The organism is Psychrobacter sp. CX10, assembly GCF_057621575.2.
Genome location: NZ_CM177736.1, coordinates 2,357,915 through 2,376,072, shown reverse-complemented (window position 1 = coordinate 2,376,072; position 18,158 = coordinate 2,357,915). Strand labels below are relative to the sequence as shown.

The window sequence follows — 18,158 nt, the reverse complement described above, 5'->3', positions numbered from 1 at the left end:
TTGACTCATATACTAGCGGCTTAAGAAAAACTGCGATATAAATTTGAGATGTTAATTTAATATAGAGGAAGTTTAGAATGTCCAATAGCCTTGACGCTGCGTTAGATAACTTAGTTACCCCACACGGTAGCCCAGCACTAAATGTACTTCTTCTTGAAGGTGAGATGCTTGAAAACGCTAAAAATAAAGCCAAATCACTGTCCAGTATTACGATGACATCACGTGAGCGTGGTGATTTAATCATGCTAGGTATTGGCGGTTTTACGCCACTTGATGGGTTTATGAATAAAGCAGATTGGCAAGGTGTGTGTGACGAGATGACACTCAAATCTGGAGAAAATAACAAACTGTTTTGGCCCATTCCGATTACGTTATCGGCGAGTAAAGACGAGTCTGATGCCTTTGCAATAGGGGATGAGATCGCCCTTAAAGCTGAAGACGGTGAAATCATGGGTATTTTGACACTAGAGGAAAAATACAGCATTGACAAAGAACATGAGTGTAAAACTGTATTTGGAACCACAGACACTGAGCATCCTGGTGTCAAAAAAGTAATGGAACAAAAAGATATTAACCTAGCAGGACGTGTTGAAGTCTTTAGCCAAGGCGAGTTTCCTACTGAATATGCAGGGATTTATATGACGCCCACGCAAACCCGCGAAGCGTTTGCAAAAAAAGGCTGGAAGAAAGTAGCGGCTTTTCAAACCCGTAATCCGATGCACCGCTCGCATGAATATCTGGCGAAAATAGCTGTGGAGACGTGTGATGGGGTGATGATTCACTCATTATTAGGCGCATTAAAACCGGGCGATATCCCTGCAGAAGTCCGCCAAGACGCCATTGGCACATTAATAGATAATTATTTTAGAAAAGATACGGTCATTCAATCAGGATATCCATTGGATATGCGTTACGCAGGACCCCGTGAAGCGTTACTACACGCCCTATTTAGACAAAACTATGGCTGCTCAGAGCTTATCGTAGGACGTGATCATGCTGGTGTGGGGGATTACTATGGTGCATTTGATGCGCAAGATATCTTTGATGAAATTCCAGAAAATGCCTTAAAGACCAAGCCGATCAAAATTGATTGGACGTTTTGGTGTGATGCCTGTCAGTCAATGGCATCTACCAAAACCTGCCCACATGATGCTGAGCATCACGTCAAAGTATCTGGAACCAAATTACGTAAAGCATTGTCTGAAGATCAGCATGTACCTGAGAACTTTAGCCGCCCAGAGGTGCTTAAAATCTTGCGTGATTACTACAGTACTATCGCTAAAGAAGACCGTGCGAAAGTTGAACTAAAAGGAGCGTCTGCGGTTTAGACCGTGAATAAGCCTAACAACTTGAGCATTCTTATTATATAGTCAGCGAAATACTAAACGGTTGCGGTGTTAACCTCGCTTGCCCTACTATAGTAGTACTTGCACTTAGTTGCCTTGTAACCATTTTATATTTCTTTGACTATAGTGATATATAGACCAAATATTTAGCTGAGTACAGCGAAGGAAACCTATGAGTAAAGCAACAAACATCGTCTGGCATGATGCCGCCGTAACCCCCGCTGAGCGCCAAGACAAACTCGGCAACAAGCCTTGTATATTATGGTATACCGGTTTGTCGGGCTCAGGGAAGTCAACCCTTGCTAATGCTGTGGATCGCATGTTACATGACAGAGGTTATGCCACGTATTTATTAGATGGTGATAACGTCCGCCACGGGTTAAACAAAGATTTAGGGTTTACAGATGCAGATCGTGTTGAAAATATACGCCGAATCGCAGAGGTAAGCCGTTTGTTTAACGATGCAGGATTGATCGTCTCAACAGCTTTTATCTCTCCATTTGCAAGCGATAGAAACGCCGCCCGTGAGCTGGTTGGAGATGACTTTATTGAAATCTTTGTCGATACCCCGTTAGAAGAGTGTGAAAAGCGTGATCCTAAATCCCTGTACAAAAAAGCCCGCGCTGGTGTCATCCCTAACTTTACAGGTATTGATTCGCCTTATGAAGTACCGACCAACCCTGAGCTATGTCTACACACTCAAGATAAAAGCATCGAAGAGGTTGCTACGCAAGTTATTGAGTATTTGATTCAAAATAACTATATTAAGTGATTTTTAATTAATTTTTAATTATTTTGCAAATGATTTTTAATCAATAACGTACCGTACTTTAACCAAACGAAGTTAGGCAATGGCAACTTATCTTGATGTGTTTAATGGTGATGCAGATGGTATCTTTTCGTTAATTCAGTGGCGTAAAGCGTATCCTATTTGTGCTTCTAATGACGATGATCATCGGTTAATAACTGGCGTGAAGCGGGATATTAAGCTGGTTGAAAACCTACCGAATGAATGGGTGCAAGACGCTTACATAAGTGTCTTTGATCTCTCATTCGATAAGAATATAGAAGGGGTTAAACACGCTTTGATGGATTGTCACAGCGTGTTTTATTGCGATCATCATAAAGCAGACACACTGTTTGAACATCCAAAACTTACCACGCGTATCAATACCTCTCCAAACGTATGCACAGGACTACTGGTCAATAACGAATTAAAAGGCCAGTATGCCCTTTGGGCGCTGTGCGCTGTATTCGGAGATGGACTTGATGATGTGGGCTATCGTTTCGCAAACACTCTAAGCTTAACTCATAAACAGTGCGAACAAATTAAGACGCTTGGCGTTTTAGTCAATTATAATGGCTACGGCAGTGCGGTAGCTGATTTGCATTTCCCTCCCAGTGAGTTATACCATCAGTTGAGCCGTTACGACACTCCCTTTGAGATTGTTGCAGCGTCAGACTCTATTTTTGATTGTCTACAGCACGGCTACAACGAAGATATAGCAATGGCGATACAGCAACAGCCATTAGAGCATAGAAACTTAATCGCTGTTATATTAGAAGATGCGGCTTGGGCACGTCGGATAAGTGGCACTTACGGCAACCTTCTTGCTGCGAACACACCTAGTAAGCCCGTTATTATCATCACCCATAATAATCATTTAGAATCTTATACAATCAGCCTACGTGCGCCTAAAGACAATCCATATGGAGCCAGTAAGCTATGTAGTCAATATGCCACAGGCGGTGGACGAGAAGGTGCAGCAGGTATCAACAGATTACCTATCAATGAATTAGATGCGTTCTTAAAAACGGTTAGTGACTATTACGATCATTAATCTATAACATATATCTTATATCTTATATCTTGCCATATCTATCATTTGTCTTCATCTATACTCAATATTTAAAGGTATTAGCGTTGGTGAGATGCTATTAAAAATATGCTCAAAATATATAAATATAGACTAACAAGCACGGCAGACTGATACCACAAGTACACTGTGTACAGCGACTTAATGTTGTTATTATATGGATGTTTAGGGCTACATCTATTTGAAAAATTAAGGATTATGTGAACATGGAAACAAGGGCATCTAAAGGCAATAAAGCAGCTTCTCATAGTGTCATCATTGGTAATTCTATTGATGCGATCACTACCGCTACGGTCATGGTAAGCCTTGGCAATACAGTGAGTTTGTACGCCAATAAAACACAGTTGCAGCATACTTTAGATAACTATAGCTTTGAGCATCAGCAGCAAGCCTTATGGCAACTCTATATTGACCAGCAAACCATCAAAATTCACGATATCCCACTGCAAGCGAGTGAGGTGTTCGCTGGGAATAAAGCGCTGTCTGAAAATGAGGCACTGTCTGAAAATCAGAGACTGGACGACAATGATGAGCTGGCTGACAATAAAGCTGACTTATTTTGGATATTTTATAATGATCTTCCAGACGCTTGGATTGAACAAGATGATTCACAGCAAGCCTGGGTAAGTCAGCTAAATAACAGCACTGTATCCATTCAAACGCCCATTGTATTAAGTGGTATTAGCACGCTAGGATTGTTTGATAAGCTAAGTCGGCATTGTCAAAGACCATGGGTCTACTACGTGCCTTTTGTGTTTTTGCAAGATGGCAATGCCTATCCTTCAATGTTATCTCCAAAGCTATGGTTAATGGGCGAGAAAACAAATGATTCGCTGGATAAAATCGTACTGCTACAACCTTTAATTGCCCAAGCTAAAAAGAAGTATATTAGTGATATCGCCACCATTGAGTTTTCACGCAGTGCCATTATGAGCATGTTGGCCACGCGGGTGAGCTTTATGAATGAATGGTCAAGATTGGCGGATCATCAAGGGGTCGATATCCTAGAAGTAGCAGATATTATGGGGCTTGATTCGCGTATTGGTAGCAGTTATCTAAAAGCAGGATGGGGGTTTGGCGGGCGCTCATTACCTGCTGAAATAAACGCATTGAATCAAACCCTTGAAAACACTCAAGTAGAGCATCGTTTGATGAATGCTGTCGACCTCATAAACGATGATCAAAAAGAGCTTATCTTCCGTAAGTTTTGGCAGTATTTTGATGGGGCCATAGAAAACAAAAAAGTCAGTATATGGGGTGCAAGCTATAAATCAGGCTCTGGACGTACCTCTGAAGCGGCGATTCATCCTTTACTACATTTATTGTGGTCCTATAACATCACGACTTATGTGTATGCAGCAGAAGCAGAGTGCGAGCTTGCTAGTCTGTACCCAGATGAGCCTTTACTTAAGTTTATTAAGTCCGCTAACGATCAGTTACCTAATAGTGATGCACTATTTGTATTGTCTTGGCCAACCATAATGCGCCTACCTATCAGCGCTATAAATGATGCGGTTGTGCCAATATTTGATGCTCAAAACGCCTTCTCTAAAGATCAGATAAAGGCGCTAACTGGCGACTATCAAGGGATTGGGCGTTATAAATAAAGTCGGTGAATGATGAGTAGGCCCAAACTTAAGTAAAAAACGGACCTTGCTATGCTATCTTTGCGCCTTGGCTGGCAAGCCATTGTTTAATTTCAGTCGTTTTTTGAGTAAGTAAGCTCTCATTGCCTTTGGTCTCGATGTTAAGCCGAATCAAGGGCTCAGTGTTTGAAGCTCTAATATTAAAACGCCAATCACCAAAGTCTAGACTTAAGCCATCCAATGTGTTTTTCTCAGGATGTTGGTCACTATAATATGATTCAATAGCGCTGATGATTTCATCACTTCCCGATTCAGTCAGTTTGAAGTTTATCTCTCCAGAGCTTGGATAGGCGCTAATACGCTCATCAACCAATTGTCCCAGTGACTTGCCTGTTGTAGATAAAAGCTCAATGGTTAGTAGCCAAGGGATCATGCCACTATCGCAATAGAAAAAGTCTTTAAAATAATGATGCGCACTCATCTCGCCGCCATAAATGGCGCCAGACTCACGCATCACTTGTTTAATGAATGAATGGCCAGACTTGCTGATAACGCCCTCACCATTACCTTCATCTATTATGGCTTCAGTATTATAAATAACACGTGGATCATAGACGATGGCTGCGCCTTTATTCTTTTGTAAAAATGCCTGGCTCAACATTCCTACCACATAGCTGCCTTCGACAAACTCACCACGAGCATCAAACAAGAAACAGCGATCGAAGTCGCCATCAAATGCAATACCCATATCAGCCTCATTCTCAATGACTGCTTGTTTGGTTGACGTACGATTAGCCAATATCATTGGATTTGGGATACCATTTGGAAAGCTACCGTCAGGGGTATGATGCACTTTGATAATATCAATGGGTGCACTGCGCTGCTGTAGACGTTGTTCTATTAAATCAATTGTAGGGCCAGCGCTTCCGTTACCTGAATTAATAACAATTTTTAAGGGTACTAGCTTGTCTGTATCAATAAACCGCATCAAATGATCGACATAGGCGGTTTTATCCGTCTCTTTTGTCACATTTCCTTGACCTTGAGCGGCAAACTCTCCTTTTTGTGCCAGCTGCTGAATATCAGCTAAGCCTGTGTCGGCACTAATAGGTTTAGAGTTTTCACGGACCAGTTTAAGTCCGTTATAATTTATTGGATTGTGACTGGCAGTTACCTCAATACCTCCTAAAGCGTTAAAATGACTGGTCGCAAAGTACACCTCTTCGGTGCCCGTCATTCCCAAATCAATAACATCAACACCAGCGTCCGTAATTCCTTTAATTGTCGCCTGTTTTAAGGTTTCACTTGAGTCTCTAATATCGCTACCAATCGTAATACAGTTATTTATATGGTTCGGTACCCCATTCTCATCACGGCGACTGGACAAAATTTGTGCAAACGCACGTCCAATCCGATACGCAATGTCTTCATCTAAATTAACGCCGAGCTCACCTCGGATATCATAAGCTTTAAAAGAAGTGATTTCACGATAAGGTAGGGCAGATTGATTTGATGTGGTCATGTGTTGCCTTTATGATTAGGTTTAAGATATGGGTATATTAAAGACGATTTAATGATAATGCGTGTGCTTAGAAATATACCTTAATGTGGCGCGGCTGTTAAGAGCATTTAACGATAGCCACACACAGATACTGCACCGCTCTGATTAAAACAATATACATTAGCCGCTAATAACGCGATTTATCATAGCAATATAAAGTCGACGCTATAGAATGTCGCTATAAAATGCTTTAAAAATTACCGACACAACGGTGTTATATAGTCGAAGAAGTCTAAAATAATTACAAGGCAAACAAGTGAAAGTACTACTCGTGTAAGCTTAGCGAGGTTTACACCGTCATCGTTAAGAAGTTCGCTGACTATGAATTTAAAATCTTTAAGTGCCTTGTATTAACGTCTTGTATTCGTGTTTAATTATAAAGTCTTGTATTAATGGTACACTGCCAATATTAAGAGTCAACGGACTCAAATTTAGATTTATATTTTAAATGTTTTGTCATATGCAAATAATAGAGAATAACGGTATGAAAGCTGATTTAATTCACCCGCCAACGCCCGTAGAGGGCATACCAAACGCCAGTCGAAACTTGGATGATTTACTAGCGCTTATGGCGCGATTGCGTGCCGATTGCCCTTGGGATATTAAGCAAACCAATCATAGCTTGATCCCTTATGCAATTGAAGAAGCCTATGAGCTAGCAGAAGCAATACAAGATGGCGATATCGAAGATATCAAAGGCGAGCTAGGGGATGTGCTGCTGCAAGTGATTTTTCATTGTCAGATTTATGCAGAGCAACATGAGTTTGATTTGGGTGAAGTGGTTTATACGCTGCAAAGTAAACTTATTCGCCGACATCCGCATGTTTTTGAAGCCGACAAACTGTCAGATGATACAGCGGTCAAACAGCGCTGGGATGAAATAAAGGTGCTCGAAAATTTAGAGCGTGAGCGCCGAGGCAAGCCTAAAAGACGTTTGGACAGTATTAAAGCAGGTAGTGCCCTCATGCAGGCGCAAAGTCTACAAAAATCCGCCAGTAAGATGGGATTTGATTGGGAGGGTATTGAAGGCGCAGTAGAAAAACTTGAAGAAGAAATCGCTGAGCTAAAACAAATACTGCCCAAACAAGGCGAGCATGTGGATGATCAAACCAAAATTGAATTAGAAAAAGAGCTTGGTGATTGCGTATTTGGATTGGTGAATGTTGCTCGTAAGATTGGTATAGATGCCGAAGCAGCCACGCTGACTTGTGTGCATAAGTTTCGCTCGCGATTTGCCTATATAGAAGATAAGCTTAAAAAACAGGGCCGCACGCCTGAAGATAGCAGTATAGATGAGATGGATGATTTGTGGGAAGCTGCTAAGCAATATGAATAAACAACCGTTAGCAGTCCTCCTTGCTAAACGAATTAAGCAGGGTATTTGTGTCTTATTAATGTTGTTAGTAAAGCCTGTTTATGCGCAGCAATGTTTTAGCGATGCCAATAGTGCGTATGCGTACTTGATATCGCAAGAGCAATTGGCGGCTCAAGAAACCAAGCTTGCGAGTCGTCATCGTCTGGTGTATATCAATAGGGCAACGGAGGCTGAATTAACCACGTTAGAGGGTATTGGAAGTAATAAAGCCAAAGCAATTATATTGTATCGAGAGACTTTTGGTCCTTTTGCTTCTATTAATAGTTTGACTCAAGTCAAAGGCATTGGCGCAAAAACCATCGAAAAAAATAGAAGTAGACTGTCTATTGAATAAATGCCTAGGGGTAAAGCTCGCTTAAGTTTGGATAGACATGCTTGACGATTTACTGACATACGGTTTTAAATAATGCATCATCAGCATTAATTTTAGACCATTTAAGCTGTTTTAGTGCTGCTACGTAAACTGTGGTATCTGACGCCGTATCTGGCGCAATAGATGTGGTGGTGTGTTTTGTACAGTTTATGAGCTGCGGAATAATCTTAGTGCTTATGCGTCTTTCAAATAAATATATATTCGTGCGTTTAATGTCGTCATTAAAATACTTATTGGCGTTATTTTCATCAGTATCTTTATCATCTGCGTTATCTATAATGTTTAAGTCGTGAACTTCACTGACAGCCATAAATCGAATAACTTGTGGCTTTAAATAACTCCAAGGTCGATACCAGACCTTGTCTTCAATGGTTTTGACTACTTGTACTTTTTCTGAAAGAATGCGAATTTGCTGTGCTTGCCAGTTGTACTCTTGATGGATTTGAAATCCTAACATACCCAGTCCGGCGAATATAGGAATGAGCCACTTTGGTGTTTGAATACCAACAAGTTTGGTTAATTGTCTGATCAATAGAGCAAGTCCTGCCATGCCAAATCCAGCAGCAACCGTCGCAATAAATTCGTAAATCATTAAATATTTCCAGTAGGAGGTATAAAGGTGAGTATATACTCAAAAGCAAGTTTATATACAAAAAAGGGTGATTAAATCAGTTGCTGACTTAATCACCTTAAAGTTATTCTTTTAATTTATTTATCAAATCTAGTTATTGAAACTAGCAATGATACTTAGCTTTTAATGATCTACTGCGGTTCCAGCACCACGTGGCATACGAACACTTTCTACCAATTCTTGAATGTGTGCAGGCGGCGGCGCAGTCATTGAAGACACAACAAAGGCAACAACGAAGTTGATTAAGGCACCAATTGCACCAAATGATAGTGGTGAAATACCCATAAACCAATGCTCGACAGTATCTGGGAAGTTTGCTGTTCCTGATACAAAGAACCAGCCTTTGAACATAAAGATATAAACTAAGGTAATAATCAGACCGGCTAACATACCAGAGATGGCGCCAATACTATTAATACGTTTAGAGAATATACCCATCATTAATGCTGGGAACAATGACGCACCCGCAATACCAAAGGCCAATGCAACAACCTGTGCAGCGAAACCTGGTGGATTGAGCCCTAAATATGTGGCAACCACAATAGCAACTGCCATTGATATACGCGCAGCCATCAGCTCACCTTTATCCGAAATATTAGGATTAATATTACGTTTGATTAAATCGTGACTAATGGCGGATGAAATAGCCAACAATAGACCAGCAGCAGTTGATAATGCAGCAGCAAGACCACCGGCCGCGATCAGACCAATAACCCATGGTGGTAAGTTTGCAATTTCAGGGTTGGCAAGTACCATGATGTCTTTATTAACATCAAGCTCATTACCTGCCCATCCTGCTTGAGTAAATTTACCGTCAAGCTCGCTATCTTGAGCCGCTTGAGCTTGTTGTAGTGCCGTGGTAGCAGCGGCAACATCACCGCCTTCAGCTTCAGCAGTAGCAAGTGCTGTTGTTGCTGCACCTAGACCGCCATCGTTATACATTTGAATACGGCCATCATTATTGAGATCGTTATACTTTATCAAACCTGTGTCTTCCCAAGTTTGCATCCAGCTAGGACGATCTTCATATTTGAGGGCAGGCGCATCAACACCTTGGGGATAAACGGTGTCAATCAAGTTCAAACGAGCCATAGCGCCAACAGCTGGTGCTGTGAAGTATAGTAGAGCAATAAATACTAATGCCCAACCAGCAGACCAGCGTGCATCTGAAACTTTTGGTACGGTGAAAAAGCGAATAATAACGTGAGGAAGACCTGCTGTACCAATCATCAGCGATAACGTAAACAGTACCATATTAAGCTTATTCGGTACGTCTGCCGTGTAAGCGGCAAACCCAAGATCGGTAACTACCTGATCAAGCTTAGTTAATAACGGTACGCCTGTATCGCCATATTCTGAAAATAGACCCAGACCCGGTATTGGGTTACCCGTCAGCTCCAAAGAGATGAAAACAGCAGGTACGGTATAGGCTACAATAAGTACCATATACTGTGCAACCTGTGTGTAAGTAATCCCTTTCATACCACCAAGTACGGCATAAAAGAAAACCACAACGGCTGCAATAATAAGCCCAGTGGTATTATCTACTTCTAAAAAGCGGGAGAATGCCACGCCCGCACCAGTCATCTGACCGATAACGTATGTGGTAGAAGCCACAATCAAACAAACAACGGCAACAAGGGCAGCTGTTTTTGAATAGAAACGATCGCCAATAAAGTCTGGAACTGTAAACTTACCAAATTTGCGTAAGTAGGGGGCTAATAATAAAGCCAATAGAACATAACCACCTGTCCAGCCCATAAGATAGCTTGACGCACCATAACCACCAGCGGCCAATAGACCTGCCATGGAAATAAACGAAGCCGCACTCATCCAATCAGCACCAGTCGCCATACCATTAACGACGGGATGAACACCGCCGCCTGCAACATAAAACTCTTTCGTTGACCCAGCGCGGGCCCAAATTGCTATGCCAAAATATAATAAAAATGACGCACCAACGAATAAAATATTAATCGTAAATTGACTCATTAGACTTATTCCTCATCTACACCGAATTGTTTATCAAGCTTATTCATACGCCAAGAGTAGAAGAAGATGATAGCGATAAAGGTCCCAATGGACCCTTGCTGAGCAAACCAGAAGCCTAAATCAGCACCGCCGAATTGAATTCCTGATAGAAGAGGTCTTAGTAATATGGCAAAGCCATAAGGAACAATTGCCCAAACAGCTAGGCAACCTAATATGAGCCGGACATTGGCTTTCCAATAACCTGATGTGTCTTGAGGGGAATGCATAAGACAAACTCCTTTTGTCGTTAAGAGTTGAAATAATCAACTCTAGTGGGGAACTGCGTCCTGCAGTTATGAAGTAAAAAACGACTTAAGAATACTATCGTTAGTCGCTATTAAGTGACGTATTAAATTTCGATGAATTTAATCTAGAAATTTAATCTAGATAAGTCACTTATGTTTTTATTCTACATAGGTGACGAGCATAGAGCAATCACCTATTTTCAATAAATCATGATTAATAATAATGTGATTAGCGATAATATATGAAATAAAGCTTGTTATTATATTAATTAGCTTCTCTAAAAGCATAATTAATTAAAAAATTGTATCAGTATATGTGCAGCTTAGAGATATTGTTTGAATCAAACTGAAAAGTTACCTCCATTAACACTCTTTTAAGGCGTTTATAAATCAGATGTTGGGAGATGTTAAGTAATCATAATCCCTAAAAGATTAAGAGCATATCGAGATTAGATTAATTACAACTTTTATATAATAATCTCTTAAATAACGATGTAAGCCTAAATTTTATTTATCGTTTTTGTAAAATTTACTATGCGCATACTTAATCATAAACGCATCTATGATTAACTATACAGTTTAGCGGTCTCACTTACACAGTCTCACAATATTGAGATAAAAGAGTGAAATCAATAATTTTATTCACACAGTTTTATCCAAACTACTAATACTAAATTTAAGTTATTGAACATAAACGTTTAAACATAAACAAGAAAAGTTTGGGGTAAAGGAGAGACATTATGGTAGATGCTTTTAATGCATTTGTTGGTTGGGGGAACGGAATTATTTGGGGGAATGATGACTGGCTCATCTTCAATAACCCATGGTTTGGTTTGCTAGTCTTTGTTCTTATAGGTGCAGGTTTGTATTTTACAGTGGCCACGCGCTTTATCCAAATACGTCATTTTGGTCATATGTGGTCATTGCTACGTACGTCAAACCAAGGCCGCAAAGATGGTGGTATTAGCTCGTTTGAAGCATTGATGACCTCACTGGCTGCCCGAGTAGGTACGGGTAACTTAGCCGGTGTTGCTATTGCTATATATATCGGTGGACCCGGGGCGATATTTTGGATGTGGATGACCTCAATAGTAGGTATGTCGACAAGCTTTATTGAGTCTACATTGGCTCAAGCATATAAAGTACCGCACAATGATAATGTCTATCGTGGGGGTCCGGCTTATTATATTGAAAAGGGACTTGGACTACGCTGGATGGCCATTTTATTCTCAGTGTGTCTATTAATCGCTTTTGGCTTAGCCTTTAATGGCGTGCAAGCCAATACCATTGCTCAAGCGACTAATAAAGCATTTGGAATTCCAACTTGGGCAACAGGATTGGGTTTGGTGGCTTTGGTGACACCTGTTGTGTTTGGTGGATTGCGCTCTGTAGCGCGTGTGGCAGGTAAAGTTGTTCCCATTATGGCAATACTTTATATCTTGCTTGCACTGTTTATTATCCTGACCAATTTTACCCAGTTCCCAGCTGCCATTGCATTAATCTTTAAATCAGCATTTGGATTTGAGCAAGCGGCGGGCGGTGTATTAGGCTATGGTATTGCTCAAGCCATGATCAATGGTATTAAACGTGGTTTGTTCTCGAACGAGGCGGGTATGGGTTCGGCGCCGAACGCTGCTGCTACCGCTCAAAGCCATCCTGATCATCCTGCGGTTCAAGGTTTTATGCAGATGCTAGGTGTGTTTATTGATACGCTAGTTATATGTACGGCAACCGCTTCAATCATTATTTTATCTGGCGTGGTAGATCCTAATGTAGAACAAGAAGGTATTCAGTTAACTCAGCTCGCTTTATCAGAATATGTGGGCGATTTAGGGGTTTACTTTATTGCCATAGCTATCTTCTTCTTTGCGTTTACCTCAATTATTGCTAACTATAGTTATGGTGAATCTAATCTTGAGTTTATTTCTGGGGCCAAAAGTGCAAAGATCGCTATCATGATCTTCCGTGTGTTTGTATTGGCGATGGTATTTATCGGATCCATTGCAAGCTTACCTGCTATTTGGAACTTTGCGGACTTATCAATGGGGCTGATGGCGCTCACTAACTTGGCCGCTATTGTCATGTTGACCCCTGTGGCACTACGGATCTTAAGGGATTATGAGCGACAAATAAAAGAGGGTAAGTCGCCTGATCAAATCAAATTTGATCCAGATAAGTTTGTGAAGCTTAAAGATGAAGCAAACCGTGATGCGTGGTCAGATTAAGACATTCATAGTGTGCTATAACACTTATCCAAAATAAAAAAATCCCGTTCAAAGATTGAACGGGATTTTTTGTACTTTAAGACTGGGTCAATAGCGCCCTATGCCGCTACATATTAGGGTAGTTTGGACCACCGCCACCCTCGGGCGTTACCCAAATAATATTTTGCGCAGGATCTTTGATGTCACAGGTTTTACAGTGAACACAGTTTTGCGCATTAATGACAAATTTTGCCCCTTCAGCGTCTTTAACAACTTCATAAACACCTGCTGGACAATAGCGCTGAGCAGGCTCTGCATAAATTGGTAAATTTACTTCAATCGGCACCGTAGGATCAACAAGTTTCAAATGACACGGTTGATCTTCAGCATGATTGGTATTTGAGATAAATACTGAAGACAGCTTATCAAAGGTGAGTTTGCCATCTGGTTTTGGATAGTCAGGCTGATAAGTGGTACTTGCCTTTTCTAATGCGTCATAATCTGGCATCGTATCACGAATTGTTAAAGGCATATTTCCTTTGAGCACATTGTGCTCAATAAACGTAAACGCACCACCCATTAATAGGCCCATACGGTGGATAGCAGGGGAGAAGTTACGCGACGATTTATTGTCTTCATACAACCAAGATGCTTTATATGCATCCGCATATTCTGTCACTTCATCATGTTGTCTACCAGCAGCCACAGCGTTATAGACAGCTTCAGCAGCAAGCATGCCAGACTTCATAGAAGTATGCGTTCCTTTAATCTTGGCAGGGTTCAAGAAACCGGCATCATCACCAACCAATACGCCACCTGGGAAGGTGAACTTAGGTAGTGAGTTTAGACCGCCTTTGGTTAATGCACGTGCTCCATAAGAAATACGCTTACCCCCTTCAAGTACTTCTCTAATGACAGGATGCGTTTTTAAACGCTGCAACTCATCAAAGGTAGACAGATAAGGGTTATGATATGACAAGTCGATCACTAAGCCAAAGCTAACTTGGTTGTTCTCATCGTGATATAACCACCAGCCGCCAGTAGAACCCGTTTCAGTTAGCGGCCAGCCTAGTCCGTGCATCACTACGCCTGGCTCGTGTTTACTAGGATCGACTTCCCATAGCTCTTTTAGACCGATGCCGTAATGTTGTGGATCGCTGTCTTCATCTAGACTAAAGCGGCTAATCAAACGCTTACCTAAGTGACCACGGCTACCCTCAGCGAATATCGTGTATTTTGCTAGCAGCTCATACCCGGGCTCATAGCCCGATTTTTGAGAACCATCCTCAGCAATACCCATATCACCAGTTAAAATTCCGCGTACTGAGCCATCGTCATTATATAAGATCTCAGAAGCTGGGAAACCTGGGAACATCATTACCTCAAGCTCTTCAGCTTGCTCGGCCAACCAGCGTACTACATTGCCTAACGAGACAATATAGTTGCCGTGGTTGTGCATAGGAGCAGGTACAAGTGCATCAGGTACTCTGGTAGAACGGGTCGCAGAATTGAGATAGTAAATGCGGTCTTCAGTCGCAGGTACGTTAAGCGGCGCGCCTTTTTCTTTCCAATCTGGGATAAGCTCATTTAAAGCGCGTGGCTCAATAACCGCACCCGATAGGATGTGAGCGCCGAACTCTGAGCCTTTTTCGACAACACAGACCATAAATTCATCATTACCAGCTTCTAATGCAAGCTGACGCAGACGAATGGCTGCTGACAGGCCAGAGGGACCACCCCCAACAATAATGACATCAAACTCCATCGACTCACGTTCTATTTGTTCATCTTGCATTTCTAACTCCTCGTAGCTGGCTCAATAAAACCACTCTGTACCCTTAATATGTTCGAGTGGATTATTATACTTTGATCAAAAGAAAACTAATTGCATTTTATAAATAGTGTATAAGTACTATTTATATAAGCGGTTGTTCATAGGGATGATACTGATATCAGTATGACCTAAATAGCAGTGCTTTTCGACCAAGGCTGGCGGAAATATAAAAAAAGGGTTGCATTTGGTTACCTATTATAAAATAAAAGTTAGATAAAGACGACAAGATTTGTGACTCAGTCGTGATAAAGTAGTCTAAAAATGTATTTATACTCATATGTATAGACCATAATGAGAAAGGATTTAGCAATGACAGCACAAGATAACGATAATTTTCCGGTAGGGCGTAGTTTAGATAGTTTATCTGAATATCTTAAAGCAGAAACCAGTGAACGGCGTGGACGCTCCATTCCACCTCTTGATAAATGGCATCCTGAACGTGTTGGCGATATGGATATGGTTATAAAAGCCAATGGCGAATGGTGGCACGAGGGCAGTCAAGTTAATCGTCAGTCTTTGGTCGATTTGTTTGCTACAGTATTATGGTCAGAGGGTAGCGGCGAGTCAAAAGCGTATTTTCTCAAGACTCCTGTTGAGAAGCTCCGCATTACTGTCGAGGACGTGCCTTTTTTGATCACTGAGGTTAATTTAGTTCATAAAGAGGGCGAGCAGTTTGTCGAATTTTTGACCAGTACGGGTGATGTCGTATATTTAGATAATGAGCATCCCTTAGAGATGGGATCATATGATGGCGAAGACAGACCTTATATTCCAGTACGCTTTGGTATGAAAGGGCTAATCTCAAGAAACGTCTTCATGCATTTGATAAAACTTGGGGAGCTAAGTGAGGAGAATGGCGAGACCACCCTCACTTTGAAAAGTGGTGGGCAAACTTATGCTGTCTCTGTACCGAATCAATAGCGCGATTAGTGTTCCCTAAACTTTTGATGTAACCTAAACGAGTGGTTCAACCTTAAAACGTGAAAACCAAAGCTACGGCTATTAGGACGTGCCCATAATTGGTACTCTAGAGATTGATAGCCAAAAAATGCCTATACTCTCGCTAATCTTTGAAGATTTTTAGATAATATATCTATATTCTATGCAAAATTTACTTTTATTAGCAAAAATCTATCTCATTTTTAGCCTCACCTATCAAATAGGGACACGCCCTAAAAATCTGTGACTCATTCCTATGACTACTGCGCTATCTGAGCATGAACATCCACCATCTAATCAGATCAATAGAGCTTCTGATGTACTTGAACAACAGCAGGCACCTATTGGTTTGTTCGATTCTGGCGTGGGCGGCCTGTCTATCTATATGCATTTGCAAGAGACTTTACCTAGTGAGCGCTATATTTATTATGCCGATACGCTTAATGTTCCTTATGGCACGCGCAGTAGCGATGAGATAACGCAATTAACGTTAACAGCAATTAGCTGGCTGGTACGTTCTGGTTGCAAATTAATTGTTATCGCTTGCAATAGCGCCTCAGCGCACGCTCTTGAAAAAGCGCGTATCCATTATCCAAACATTCCAATTGTCGGTCTTGTGCCCGCGTTAAAACCTGCAGTCTTTAACAGTCAAAGCAAAAGCGTGGCAGTTTTGGCAACCAAGGCTACCTTAGAGGGCAGCTTGCTAAACAATGTTATTGATAATTATGCCAAGCCATCAGGCGTCAAGGTCATAAAATGGTTTGATCCCCACTTAGTGCCTTGGGTTGAATCGGGCATGCCTAGCAATAGTGATACTGCACGAAACTTAAAGCAGCATCTAAAAGAATTTGCTCACAATCATGTTGACCACTTAGTGTTAGGGTGTACTCATTATCCATTTTTTAGAGAGTTTGTGACCGATGAGATTCGTAAGCAGGGGTTAAACATATCGGTGATAGACTCAGGCTCCGCCATTGCCGCACGTGTTAAAGACATCCTACATTCCACCAATAAGCTTGCGCCCATTAACATATCTGAGTCTGTCAATAACCTTAACCTTGTAGTTAACAACAAACAGTGTGGTAAGCCTTCGGTTGATAACAATAAAACTGGCGTTTACATAAGCTCAAACGGGCTTGATCAAGAGGATGTTGAGGATAGTAAAGTCAAGCCAATCCACTATCAAGACATTCGCATGGGTGTTATATATCCTATAGATTCCGCGCACAATACCAGTAGCGAACCCTTAACGACAACTCATACAGCTGTTATAAGTCATACAACGACATGTAACCCTAGAACCGCTCACACAACAACAGACAATTCAACAGCAGCTATGCCCAGAACGCCTGTTACTGACGCAAGTGTGAAACAACCAAAGCAAAATAATAATAGTCATTTAGCATTTTATGTTACGGATACTAATACCGATATTGAAGAGTTGACAAAAATGATCAAACGGCTGATATGTGATTGATGAATGAAGTTGTTATAAAATGATGTAAGAAATATAAATATAGAGCCTTTAAGTAAGTACTAATCGACAAAGCCAATAAACAACTTTTAATATAAATCATACGCGTTAAAATTGTTTAATAAGTATGCTTACAGTATGATTTATACAATCAACAATAATTATAGAGTCAAATGGCTTTTAGCGCTTGTTTTCGATATAGATCAATAAAGAACTGACTAAATTTTCACAAATATATAAGGATAATAATATGTCTGATAGAAATAACTTGAAAAATGAGATTAATGAAATTAACGAATTAGAAGACAGCATGCATGATGCTGAGCAGTTTCATACGCTGGAAGAACAAATTGCAGATATGAAACGCCGTGGCATCGATCCAAGTAAATCGTTTAAAAAATGGGATGACGGAAAAGAAGAAGACGATGACTGGGGTGATGACACATGGAAAGAGAATGGTAAGTGGGAACGTAAGACACCTGCTGACTTAGACAAAAAAGCGCAAGAAGAATGGGATGGGGAGACAGGTAAGCCAAATCCACCGCCTATCGTTTAAGCTAAACAACCGTCTAAGCGAAAAGACTAGATGAGTTAATTCGTCCAGTTTACTTGCAATAGAACAACCTAAATAGAACAACCTAAATAGCAAAAGCCGTGTTATACACGGCTTTTTTATGTCTAA

Annotated in this window: 15 protein-coding genes; 10 read left to right on the top strand and 5 right to left on the bottom strand. The window is 41.0% G+C overall.

From position 1 onward, the window contains the following. The first annotated feature begins 77 nt into the window (after positions 1-77). From sat to AC21OH_RS09545, 4 genes are all read left to right on the top strand, one after another. Positions 78-1,328, top strand: a complete 1,251-nt coding sequence (gene sat / locus AC21OH_RS09560) for a sulfate adenylyltransferase (protein ID WP_486536009.1) — start codon at positions 78-80, stop codon at positions 1,326-1,328. Between the two features lie 190 nt (positions 1,329-1,518). After that, positions 1,519-2,118 (top strand): adenylyl-sulfate kinase, encoded by a 600-nt coding sequence (cysC, locus tag AC21OH_RS09555; protein WP_487369965.1) that lies wholly within the window; start codon positions 1,519-1,521, stop codon positions 2,116-2,118. A gap of 79 nt (positions 2,119-2,197) precedes the next feature. Then, complete coding sequence (locus AC21OH_RS09550; protein ID WP_487369964.1) at positions 2,198-3,187, top strand: hypothetical protein; 990 nt, start codon at positions 2,198-2,200, stop codon at positions 3,185-3,187. 242 nt (positions 3,188-3,429) lie between these two features. After that, positions 3,430-4,830 (top strand): UDP-glucose/GDP-mannose dehydrogenase family protein, encoded by a 1,401-nt coding sequence (locus tag AC21OH_RS09545; protein ID WP_487369963.1) that lies wholly within the window; start codon positions 3,430-3,432, stop codon positions 4,828-4,830. A 49-nt stretch (positions 4,831-4,879) separates the two neighbouring features. Here AC21OH_RS09545 and AC21OH_RS09540 read toward each other — a convergent pair whose 3' ends face one another. Then, positions 4,880-6,331 carry a phosphohexomutase domain-containing protein gene (locus AC21OH_RS09540; RefSeq protein WP_487369962.1) on the bottom strand — a complete coding sequence of 484 codons (1,452 nt, stop codon included), beginning with the start codon at positions 6,329-6,331 and terminating at the stop codon, positions 4,880-4,882. 523 nt (positions 6,332-6,854) lie between these two features. On the opposite strand from AC21OH_RS09540, the gene mazG reads away from it, so the two are divergent. Both mazG and AC21OH_RS09530 read left to right on the top strand, forming a co-directional pair. After that, positions 6,855-7,706, top strand: coding sequence for a nucleoside triphosphate pyrophosphohydrolase (mazG, locus tag AC21OH_RS09535; RefSeq protein ID WP_487369961.1), 852 nt, complete (start codon positions 6,855-6,857; stop codon positions 7,704-7,706). After that, the gene (locus AC21OH_RS09530; protein WP_487369960.1) at positions 7,699-8,079 is read left to right on the top strand and encodes a ComEA family DNA-binding protein; all 381 of its coding nucleotides are present in this window, start codon (positions 7,699-7,701) and stop codon (positions 8,077-8,079) included. Before mazG ends, AC21OH_RS09530 begins: the two co-directional genes overlap by 8 nt. Positions 8,080-8,128: 49 nt before the next feature. On the opposite strand, the gene AC21OH_RS09525 is transcribed toward AC21OH_RS09530, so the two are convergent. The 3 genes from AC21OH_RS09525 to AC21OH_RS09515 all read right to left on the bottom strand — a co-directional run bounded on the left by AC21OH_RS09525 (position 8,129) and on the right by AC21OH_RS09515 (position 11,007). Next, a complete protein-coding gene (locus AC21OH_RS09525) occupies positions 8,129-8,710 on the bottom strand; it encodes a hypothetical protein (RefSeq protein WP_487369959.1) in 582 nt (193 codons plus the stop codon). A 162-nt stretch (positions 8,711-8,872) separates the two neighbouring features. Further along, entirely contained in the window at positions 8,873-10,741 is a 1,869-nt protein-coding gene (locus AC21OH_RS09520; protein WP_486536017.1) for a sodium:solute symporter family protein, read from the bottom strand. A gap of 5 nt (positions 10,742-10,746) precedes the next feature. Continuing rightward, positions 10,747-11,007, bottom strand: a complete 261-nt coding sequence (locus AC21OH_RS09515) for a DUF4212 domain-containing protein (RefSeq protein ID WP_486536018.1) — start codon at positions 11,005-11,007, stop codon at positions 10,747-10,749. Between the two features lie 758 nt (positions 11,008-11,765). Here AC21OH_RS09515 and AC21OH_RS09510 point away from each other — a divergent pair. Then, positions 11,766-13,250, top strand: coding sequence for an alanine/glycine:cation symporter family protein (locus AC21OH_RS09510; protein WP_487369958.1), 1,485 nt, complete (start codon positions 11,766-11,768; stop codon positions 13,248-13,250). Between the two features lie 106 nt (positions 13,251-13,356). Here the strand turns inward: AC21OH_RS09510 and AC21OH_RS09505 are convergent, their stop codons facing one another. After that, positions 13,357-15,024, bottom strand: a complete 1,668-nt coding sequence (locus AC21OH_RS09505) for an electron transfer flavoprotein-ubiquinone oxidoreductase (RefSeq protein WP_486536020.1) — start codon at positions 15,022-15,024, stop codon at positions 13,357-13,359. A 348-nt stretch (positions 15,025-15,372) separates the two neighbouring features. Between AC21OH_RS09505 and AC21OH_RS09500 the strand changes: the two genes are divergently transcribed. The 3 genes from AC21OH_RS09500 (at position 15,373) to AC21OH_RS09490 (ending at position 18,032) form a co-directional block, all read left to right on the top strand. Further along, on the top strand, positions 15,373-15,984 hold the full coding sequence (locus AC21OH_RS09500) for a DUF1285 domain-containing protein (RefSeq protein WP_487369957.1): 612 nt from the start codon (positions 15,373-15,375) through the stop codon (positions 15,982-15,984). A gap of 274 nt (positions 15,985-16,258) precedes the next feature. Beyond that, the gene (gene murI / locus AC21OH_RS09495; protein ID WP_487369956.1) at positions 16,259-17,479 is read left to right on the top strand and encodes a glutamate racemase; all 1,221 of its coding nucleotides are present in this window, start codon (positions 16,259-16,261) and stop codon (positions 17,477-17,479) included. A 247-nt stretch (positions 17,480-17,726) separates the two neighbouring features. Beyond that, entirely contained in the window at positions 17,727-18,032 is a 306-nt protein-coding gene (locus AC21OH_RS09490; protein WP_486536023.1) for a hypothetical protein, read from the top strand. The last annotated feature ends 126 nt before the right edge of the window (positions 18,033-18,158 follow it).

Bases quoted from the DNA above. Each gene is read 5' to 3' on its own strand.
- AC21OH_RS09540 (WP_487369962.1), bottom strand. From the start codon at position 6,331: ATGACCACATCAAATCAATCTGCCCTACCTTATCGTGAAATCACTTCT.
- AC21OH_RS09510 (WP_487369958.1), top strand. From the start codon at position 11,766: ATGGTAGATGCTTTTAATGCATTTGTTGGTTGGGGGAACGGAATTATT.
- AC21OH_RS09505 (WP_486536020.1), bottom strand. From the start codon at position 15,024: ATGCAAGATGAACAAATAGAACGTGAGTCGATGGAGTTTGATGTCATT.
- AC21OH_RS09490 (WP_486536023.1), top strand. From the start codon at position 17,727: ATGTCTGATAGAAATAACTTGAAAAATGAGATTAATGAAATTAACGAA.
- AC21OH_RS09545 (WP_487369963.1), top strand. From the start codon at position 3,430: ATGGAAACAAGGGCATCTAAAGGCAATAAAGCAGCTTCTCATAGTGTC.
- AC21OH_RS09515 (WP_486536018.1), bottom strand. From the start codon at position 11,007: ATGCATTCCCCTCAAGACACATCAGGTTATTGGAAAGCCAATGTCCGG.
- cysC (WP_487369965.1), top strand. From the start codon at position 1,519: ATGAGTAAAGCAACAAACATCGTCTGGCATGATGCCGCCGTAACCCCC.
- sat (WP_486536009.1), top strand. From the start codon at position 78: ATGTCCAATAGCCTTGACGCTGCGTTAGATAACTTAGTTACCCCACAC.
- murI (WP_487369956.1), top strand. From the start codon at position 16,259: ATGACTACTGCGCTATCTGAGCATGAACATCCACCATCTAATCAGATC.
- AC21OH_RS09500 (WP_487369957.1), top strand. From the start codon at position 15,373: ATGACAGCACAAGATAACGATAATTTTCCGGTAGGGCGTAGTTTAGAT.
- AC21OH_RS09530 (WP_487369960.1), top strand. From the start codon at position 7,699: ATGAATAAACAACCGTTAGCAGTCCTCCTTGCTAAACGAATTAAGCAG.
- AC21OH_RS09550 (WP_487369964.1), top strand. From the start codon at position 2,198: ATGGCAACTTATCTTGATGTGTTTAATGGTGATGCAGATGGTATCTTT.
- AC21OH_RS09520 (WP_486536017.1), bottom strand. From the start codon at position 10,741: ATGAGTCAATTTACGATTAATATTTTATTCGTTGGTGCGTCATTTTTA.
- mazG (WP_487369961.1), top strand. From the start codon at position 6,855: ATGAAAGCTGATTTAATTCACCCGCCAACGCCCGTAGAGGGCATACCA.
- AC21OH_RS09525 (WP_487369959.1), bottom strand. From the start codon at position 8,710: ATGATTTACGAATTTATTGCGACGGTTGCTGCTGGATTTGGCATGGCA.